Annotated in this window: 10 protein-coding genes; 2 read left to right on the forward strand and 8 right to left on the reverse strand. The window is 36.3% G+C overall.

The genetic code is table 11. From position 1 onward, the window contains the following. The 4 genes from ACIQ2S_RS08875 to ACIQ2S_RS08890 all read right to left on the reverse strand — a co-directional run. On the reverse strand, positions 1-693 hold a 693-nt coding region (locus ACIQ2S_RS08875), incomplete at its 3' end, for a lyase family protein (protein ID WP_396175104.1). A 98-nt stretch (positions 694-791) separates the two neighbouring features. Then, positions 792-1,481 (reverse strand): SIR2 family NAD-dependent protein deacylase, encoded by a 690-nt coding sequence (locus ACIQ2S_RS08880; protein ID WP_396175106.1) that lies wholly within the window; start codon positions 1,479-1,481, stop codon positions 792-794. 25 nt (positions 1,482-1,506) lie between these two features. Next, complete coding sequence (locus ACIQ2S_RS08885; protein WP_396175108.1) at positions 1,507-2,334, reverse strand: anti-sigma factor domain-containing protein; 828 nt, start codon at positions 2,332-2,334, stop codon at positions 1,507-1,509. Next, positions 2,331-2,840 (reverse strand): RNA polymerase sigma factor, encoded by a 510-nt coding sequence (locus ACIQ2S_RS08890; protein ID WP_396175110.1) that lies wholly within the window; start codon positions 2,838-2,840, stop codon positions 2,331-2,333. The genes ACIQ2S_RS08885 and ACIQ2S_RS08890 overlap by 4 nt, the downstream gene beginning before the upstream one ends. Positions 2,841-2,865: 25 nt before the next feature. Between ACIQ2S_RS08890 and ACIQ2S_RS08895 the strand changes: the two genes are divergently transcribed. Further along, positions 2,866-3,573, forward strand: a complete 708-nt coding sequence (locus ACIQ2S_RS08895; RefSeq protein WP_396175112.1) for a TrmH family RNA methyltransferase — start codon at positions 2,866-2,868, stop codon at positions 3,571-3,573. Here ACIQ2S_RS08895 and ACIQ2S_RS08900 read toward each other — a convergent pair. The 3 genes from ACIQ2S_RS08900 to ACIQ2S_RS08910 all read right to left on the reverse strand — a co-directional run bounded on the left by ACIQ2S_RS08900 (position 3,568) and on the right by ACIQ2S_RS08910 (position 7,058). Beyond that, positions 3,568-4,344, reverse strand: a complete 777-nt coding sequence (locus tag ACIQ2S_RS08900) for a carboxypeptidase-like regulatory domain-containing protein (RefSeq protein ID WP_396175114.1) — start codon at positions 4,342-4,344, stop codon at positions 3,568-3,570. The two genes, ACIQ2S_RS08895 and ACIQ2S_RS08900, sit on opposite strands and share 6 nt — an antisense overlap. A gap of 86 nt (positions 4,345-4,430) precedes the next feature. Then, positions 4,431-6,323: a DEAD/DEAH box helicase gene (locus ACIQ2S_RS08905; RefSeq protein ID WP_396175116.1), complete on the reverse strand. Its 1,893-nt coding sequence runs from the start codon at positions 6,321-6,323 to the stop codon at positions 4,431-4,433. A gap of 162 nt (positions 6,324-6,485) precedes the next feature. Further along, entirely contained in the window at positions 6,486-7,058 is a 573-nt protein-coding gene (locus ACIQ2S_RS08910; protein ID WP_396175118.1) for a non-canonical purine NTP diphosphatase, read from the reverse strand. A 202-nt stretch (positions 7,059-7,260) separates the two neighbouring features. On the opposite strand from ACIQ2S_RS08910, the gene ACIQ2S_RS08915 reads away from it, so the two are divergent. After that, positions 7,261-7,890 carry a hemolysin III family protein gene (locus ACIQ2S_RS08915; RefSeq protein ID WP_396175120.1) on the forward strand — a complete coding sequence of 210 codons (630 nt, stop codon included), beginning with the start codon at positions 7,261-7,263 and terminating at the stop codon, positions 7,888-7,890. A 42-nt stretch (positions 7,891-7,932) separates the two neighbouring features. Here the strand turns inward: ACIQ2S_RS08915 and ACIQ2S_RS08920 are convergent. Next, positions 7,933-8,260, reverse strand: a 328-nt coding sequence (locus tag ACIQ2S_RS08920; RefSeq protein WP_396175122.1) for a hypothetical protein, incomplete at its 5' end; no start/stop codon positions are given.

Raw genomic sequence — 8,260 nt, forward strand, 5'->3', positions numbered from 1 at the left:
ATCGGTTCCGAATTTTTTCCAGTCAATGGCAGGGTAAGCAACATGATGAGCATTATAATTTCCGGTTGCACCACCAAATTTTGCAGCAAAAGGAATATTAAATAGCAAACGCATTTGTTCTTCCAGCCGTTCTACGAATACGCCAATTTCTTTTCCAAGTCTGGTTGGTGAGGCAGGTTGGCCATGTGTTCTGGCTAACATGGGAACATTTGCCCATTCCTGACTCATGTCTTTTAATTTGGAGATCACTCCGATTAATAGAGGTAAATAACTCTTTTCAAAAGCATCTTTTGTGGAGAGTGGTATTGCAGTGTTATTGATATCTTGTGATGTTAAACCAAAGTGAATAAACTCTTTAAATTCATTCAATCCCAAGTCATCAAACGCTTTTTTTATAAAGTACTCCACGGCTTTGACATCATGATTGGTTGTTTTTTCAATTTCTTTAATGGATATCGCATCCGAAGTTGAGAAATTTTTATAAATATTCCGTAACGATTCAAATTGATTTGGATGCACTCCTTTGAGTTGTGGTAATGGAATTTGACACAATGCAATAAAATATTCAACTTCTACAAGTACTCGGTATCGAATTAATGCCTCTTCAGAAAAAAAAGGAGCCAAGGATGCAGTTTTCGATCGATACCTTCCGTCAATAGGAGAAATAGCATTTAATTCAGTTAAAGTACTCATGTAATTTCTATAAATGATGAAAGTGCAAATATAGGTTTTAAACTGATGATTTCGAAATGAAAAGTCCACTAAAACTGTTATTTTTAGTTTAAAATTGACTAATCTTTTTTCATTAAAAGTTCTTTTAAATGGGCTACACCCTCAGAGGCTCTTTTTGAAATGACAGTTAACGGATTGGCAACTGAATGTAAAATGGCAGGTTTTGGGTCAATGTAAAAAATAGGCGTGTCTGTATACGTATATCTAAGTAAACCTGCTGCAGGATAAACTTGCAAAGACGTGCCAATCACAGCTAAATAATCTGCTTGTTCGCAGTGAACAATTGCTTCTTCAATTGCGGGAACATCTTCGCCAAACCAAACAATATGCGGACGCAATTGATGTCCGTTTTCATCACAGTCTCCTACATTCAAATCGTGCTTCCAATCTAAAATATAATCTATATTTTTGGTACTTCTTACTTTAAATAGTTCGCCGTGAAGATGCAGAATATTCGAACTTCCTGCTTTTTCATGTAAATTGTCGACATTTTGTGTGATAATCTGCACGTTGAAATACTTTTCCAATTCGGCTAACTGAAAATGCCCTTCATTAGGTGCAACTTCATGTAATTGTCTTCTTCTTTTGTTGTAAAAATCCAATACAAGTTCTTTATTTTTATTCCAACCTATAGGTGAGGCAACTTCCATAACATCATGACCTTCCCACAATCCATCCGAATCACGAAAGGTTTTGATGCCGCTTTCTGCACTAATGCCAGCACCGGTTAAAACCACCAATTTTTTCATAGATAGTAGATAAAAGAAGATCTGCTTAAACCTTTCCTAAAGCGAATAGTTGTTCTAAAGTAGGTGTTTCATTTCCTCCTTCCGGCTCTAGCGAAATTCCGAAAGCGTCTATTTCACCGAGTGGATTGACTTTGAAAAACTTACGACCTTCTTTTTGATAGGTGTCCATTACCCCTAAATTTGTTGGAGTTAAGGGATTTAATTTAAAGGCCCAAACTTGATAAACCATGCCAAAAGGTGGACTGGGTAATCCTAATGCATCAATGTAGATGGTCTTATTTTTTTTATTCCAATATATTTTAGCAAAAGCTTTTGGGGCGGCGTCCTGACCTTGCAATGGCACTACAATGTTACTGGTATCACGAAAAATAGAGATTAAATGTTCTGCTTCGTCGTTTTTCAATTGTAACTCAAGTAACTTATTGTTTAAATTGTTCTTTTCTAATTCTAAAGTGTTTTGTTTTAGTTTGGACTCTTTATCAAGTAAGTCATAGTAATAAAAAGAAACGAACAAAACAATGATCAGTGTAATCCAACCTGCATAAATTAATGTCAGCGTAAAAGGGTCATTTGTACTTTTTTGGGGTATTTTTTGTACAATCTCATTTTTGACTTCTTCACTTTTGGGCGTTAAAATATGGTTTTTTATGGATTCATAATTTTTAACTGAAAGGGTAGGAGCAACGCTACCGCTAACCAAAATCAAAGCCCGCTCGATAGCAATTATTTCTTGGTTTACTTCTTCATAGTGTTGAGCCATTTTTTGAACCTCTGCCACTTCATTCTCATTAAGCTTTCCGTAAACATAAAGTTCTAAGATTCCTGAATCAATATATTCTTGACTATTTATCATACTTCTAACAAGTTTCTGACTTCAGTAATACTGGATTTGTTCTCTAAAGGCAGCATATGAGGATTTATTTCAAGTTTTTCACAGACTTCAGAAACGGTACAACCTTTAAAAAATAATAGGTCTATAATCTTGATACTTTTAGGTTTAAGTTTCCTAACATACTCCTGAATTCCAATGGTTTCAGGTGTATTTTCATCTTTTAATAAATCAATGAAAGAATTGCTTTTGTTCGAGCCGTCCTTGTCAACCATTTTTAAGTAATCGTATATATGCACATGAGTGATTTCAACTAACCATGAATAGAACCGACCTTTACTTTCCACATAAGAGTCTAATGAATTCCAAGCATCTGTGAATACTTCCGTAAGTATTTTTTCTGCTTTTTCATTTTCTTTCACTTGGCTTGCAATGATGCCGAATAGACTTTTAGCATATAAGTCATATAAAACGGTAAACAAATTTTCGTCTTTGTTGTATATTAGCTCGACTAGATTCTCTTGTTTCATAACCAGTCATTTATGTAGCTAAGATATGATTAAATTTACAAAAGACAAACTAAACATGCACGAATTGTTAAAAACCGAAGAATATTTGCATTATTTACAAGACTTCATAACTCCTAGACGAAAGGCTAGAATTGATGAAATTTTGCAGTTTCGAACCAAACATTTTACGATTGTTGTTGAAGATGTTTTCCAATTACACAATACGAGTGCGGTCATGCGAAGTTGTGAAGTTTTTGGCATTCAAGAATTGCAAGTGGTTGAGCAGAAGTTTGGTAAGACCATTGATAGTGAAATTGCATTGGGTGCACAAAAATGGGTGGACATTTACCGATTTGACAGTAATCAAAATTGCATTTCTAATATGCAAAGGCAAGGTTATCAGATCATTGCATCTACTCCTCATGATGATTCTTGTTTTTTGGCCGATTTTGATATTTCGAAACCGTCGGCTATTTTTTTTGGAACAGAAAAAACCGGACTTTCCGAAGATGTGATTCAGCAAGCGGATGGATTTTTAAAAATACCAATGGTCGGATTTACTGAAAGTTTGAATATTTCAGTCTCAGCTGCAATTGTTATTCAACAACTTACCGAACGATTGAGGAAATCGTCTATTTCTTGGCAACTTACAGAGGAGGAACTTCTACTTAAAAAGTTAGATTGGACTTCTAAATCCATTCAGAATTTAGCAAGCGTACAAACAAGGTATTTGGAAAGGAATGGTACTTTATGATTTTTTGCGTTTCAAAATCTTGTATTCTTCATAGCAGTCACTAATTGCATCCAATATCTGTAAATCGTTTGCAGTTTTGATAAAAGTTTCGGAATAATTGCACCGTTGAAGTATATCTGGAATTTCATTTTTATGAATGCCCAGCATGATTGCGATGGTTTCTCGGTCAAATTTTGACTCGAGCATCCTTCGAACCGTGTCATCTTTCTTCATTTCCTTTAATTTAGTAAGTTCTTTGGGCTTATTACCAAAGAAATTATACAATAAATCGGCTGGATTAAATAAGGATCCTACTACTCTTGAAATCGCATTAGGTGACGTCTTTCCTGCTTCGTACCCATAAGGTAAACCGGAAATACCGTACCGATAATTTTCAGGAATTTGAATGATTTTTGCATCAATTTCCAAGTAACCGGTCAAATTGTAAGGTGTGACAATTACTTCTTCTAATGCATAGGCTTTTTCGGTCAGTTTAATTTCTGTTGATTTAGATTTTACCCAGTCATTCGTCACTTTCACGCGAATAGATTGGTAACCTAAGATAGAAATGTGCAACGTATCATTTACTTGTGCATTAATTTCAAAAACCCCTTTTTCGTTGGTTATTGTTCCTTTAACGGTGTTGAAGTTGATGATGTGAACGTTTACTAAGGGTTTCAGGCTCGTGTCGTCTTTTACAGTCGCAGAAACGGTCACTATTGAGTCATTTGCTGTTTGGGCAAAAGTTAGTGTTGTGAAGCCTATCAAAAATAAAACTGCAAAAAATCTCATAACCTTGTTTGATGGTTTAAAAGTAGTAAATCACTTTGAGATTTTTTGCAGAGTTTATAATTATTACAAGAAAATTAACAAATAAGTTAACTTCTTCTGGGGCGTCTGCTTTTAGCTGCTTCGAATGAGCGACTGGCCGGACGCTCATTTCTGTCGCCTTCCGAGCGTCTTGCAGGTCTTTCAGAGTTAGAACCACTTTCGGTTCTCGGTCTGAAACCGCCTTCTTTTCTTTCAGTTCTTGGAGCACTTCCTCGTTCAGCTCTTGGGCCGAAACTGCCGCCGCGAGAGCCTGAGTTTCTGTCGCCTCTGAATCCACCGCCGCCACCTGAACTTCTGCCATTATGGTCACGTCTGCCGCCACCATCATTTTTAGAAATTTCAACGTTTATTCTTCTGCCTTCTAGTTCCATTCCGTTTAAAATAGTCATCACTTTGTCAGTGTGTTCACTATCGGTATTAAAGAATGAAAAACCTTCTTTAACATCTACTTTGTATACATCTTCGCGACCTAATTCCAACGTATCACGCAAGAAATCTTTCAATTGCATCCAGTCGAAATCATCACGGGAGCCAATGTTTACGAAGAAACGTGCGGCACCACTGGTATTTTCTCTCGGTTCTCTATCGTCACGTTCACGTCGCTCGGAACCTGAATTTTGCGAAGATATATCTCTATTCTTTTTGTAATAACTGATGAATCTGTTAAACTCAACCGATACCATTTTCTTGATTAATTCTTCTTTGGACAATCCATCCAACACTTCATTAATTGCCGGTAAGTAGTTATCAATTTCATGATCTACTTCCGTATCTTTTATTTTGGTAGCCAAGTGAAGCAGTTGGATTTCACAGATTTCAATTCCGGATGGAATTGATTTTTCTTCAAATTTCTGTTTTATAATACGTTCAATTGCCGAGATTTTTCGCAACTCACTTTTGGTAACAATCACAATAGAAGTTCCTAATTTTCCGGCACGACCGGTTCGACCCGAACGGTGGTTATAGGTTTCAATTTCATCGGGTAATTGGTAGTTTACAACATGTGTAATATTATCTACGTCAATACCACGTGCAGCCACATCGGTTGCCACTAACATTTGGATTTGACGACCACGGAACGATTTCATCACTGAATCACGTTGAGCTTGTGATAAATCGCCGTGCAAAGCTGCAGCATTGTAACCGTCTTCTATTAGTTTTTCAGCCACGGCTTGCGTGTCTCTTTTCGTTCTGCAAAAAACAACCGAGAAAATATCAGGATTGGCATCGGCCAATCGTTTCAAAGCTTCATAACGGTCACGAGCATTAATCATATAAAATTCGTGAGAAACGGTTGCAGAGCCTGAGTTTTTAGTTCCTACAGTGATTTCAACCGGTTCGTGCATGAATTTTTTTGCAATACGCGACACCTCTGTTGGCATGGTTGCAGAAAACAACCAAGTGTTTTTTTCATCAGGAGTAGTTGATAAAATGCTTACAATGTCTTCGTAGAAGCCCATGTTTAACATTTCGTCGGCTTCGTCAAGGATACAATAGTTGATTTGTGTAATGTTTACCAAACCTCTATTAATCATATCTTGCATTCTTCCCGGAGTTGCTACGATAATTTGAGCACCTCTTTTTACTTCACGTGCTTGTTCTGAGATACTTGCACCTCCATAAACAGCAACAACATTAATTCCTTTTTCGTACTTAGCGTACAATTTAATTTCATTCGTAATCTGCAAACAAAGTTCGCGTGTTGGAGATAAAATTAAGGCCTGCGTATTTTTATTGTTCGCATCAATTTTTTGGATAAGCGGGAAACCAAATGCTGCCGTTTTCCCTGTCCCTGTTTGAGCCAACGCAACTAAATCTGTTTCTTGTTCCAATAATAGGGGAATCGCTTTTTCCTGTACTTCGGTCGGATTTTCAAATCCTAGATCGATAATCGCACGCTGTAGCGATTCACTCAATCCTAATTGTTCAAATTTGTTCATATAGTATTTTAAATTGGGTGCAAAGGTACAGTTTAAAAACCATATAAACTAATGATGTTAGTTATTGATTTTTAAATAGTTGGAAGATGGTAGTGAGGAGTTATTAGTTCGGAGATAGGAGTTTTGAGTGACTACTAATATAAAAAGTGATAGGTAGAAGCTTTATTTAGTTAAAAAAGCGACCAATTTTTCAACGGCTAAACCACGGTGACTAATTTTCGATTTCTCTTCAATAGGCATTTCTGCAAAAGTTTGGTTGTAACCGTTTGGGACAAAAATTGGGTCGTAGCCAAAGCCTTGATTACCAATTTTCTCGGTGATGATTTGCCCTTTGACAATTCCTTCAAAAAGATGCTGTTGTCCTAGTAAATTCAAACAAATAATGGTTTTGAATTGAGCAGTTCGGTTGGATTGATTGGCAAGATTTGTCAATAATTTATCCATATTATCATTTGCATCCCGTTGATTGCCTGCGTATCGAGCTGAATAAACACCGGGTTCACCGTTTAATGCTTCAACCTCTAAACCGGTGTCGTCTGCAAAACACGGATAGCCGTATTTTTGAGTGACGTAGTTTGCTTTTTGAATGGCGTTGCCTTCGATGGTTGGTGCCGTTTCGGGAATTTCTTCGGTGCAACCAATATCTTCTAAACTCAAAATTTGAATATTGGAAGGAAGAAGCAGTTGAATTTCTTTTATTTTGTTGGGGTTGTTGGAGGCGAAAACGAGTTGCATTTAAAATGATGTTTATGAATGGCGGTAAATATACTTCAAATTGTTAAAAAGATAAGAAATTAAAAATATTTTTCTGCGTGATAAAATTGAAATTTTCGACAAAATTGAATGGATATTTTTAGGTAGTAGGTTGTTATTTTTGTAGCAATGTGCATATATTTGTTAGTGTTGTTCAAACTTTAATTTTATTTAAAAACCGCTAATGAAACGCCCCCAATCACCCAAAGAAGAACGATTAAATGCCTTTACGCATAGTATAGGTATTCTTTTCTGTTTGATTGCGATGCCAATCATTATGGTAGGCGTTTACGACGAAAATAAATTGAGTTACTTCTATTCTGTATTGGCTTTTGGAGTCGGAATGTTACTAGTGTACACGTTCTCAACACTGTATCATGCCATAAAAAAGGAAAAAGCGAAAGATGTATTGCAAATTGCAGATCACATTAGTATTTACTTTTTAATAGCAGGAACTTACACGCCGTTGATGGTTCGTTATTTGGATTCTGAAACAGCTTTTATTTTTCTTACTATTATGTGGTCAATAGTTGCAGTTGGAGTAGTGTTTAAAATATTTTTCACCAAACGATTTAAGTATCTTTCAGTTATTTTATATTTACTTTTAGGCTGGATGATTGTATTTGTGCTGAAACCGTTGCTTCAAAACATTCCCTTAACGGTGCTTTGGTGGATTATTGCAGGCGGATTTAGCTATACAACAGGAGTTTATTTTTATATGAAAGACCACAAAATCTATTATCATGCCGTTTGGCATCTATTCGTGCTGTTCGGTACCTTGGCACATTTTGTATCCGTTTGGATGAGTTTCTAACGGATCGTTCTGTCTGTCTATTCTTTGATAAGACAATAAATTTTAAGAAGTTGCTGCTTCTTCACCAATCAATGGACTTTCTGTTTGCACAATTTTTTTGGTAACAAAAAGCTGTAAAAGTGTTCCTCCAATTTGTTTGATCCAATTGCCGGAGCGTCCAATCATTAATCTTTTACTGATATAACCGCCTGCAACAGCAATAACGCCTTGCAGTAAGTGACTTTTAATCTCGGGCGACCGGGTCATTTCGCTGAGAGTATTTTTGATGAGGTTGAGTGGTTTCAATTGTTCAAAAGTAAGCTCCATTTGTACTTTCAATTCAACTAATTGACGTGCTTGTTGAGCTTCAAGTAATTGAATCTGAGCTTTG

Source organism: Flavobacterium sp., from assembly GCF_044371705.1.
Taxonomy (GTDB): domain Bacteria; phylum Bacteroidota; class Bacteroidia; order Flavobacteriales; family Flavobacteriaceae; genus Flavobacterium.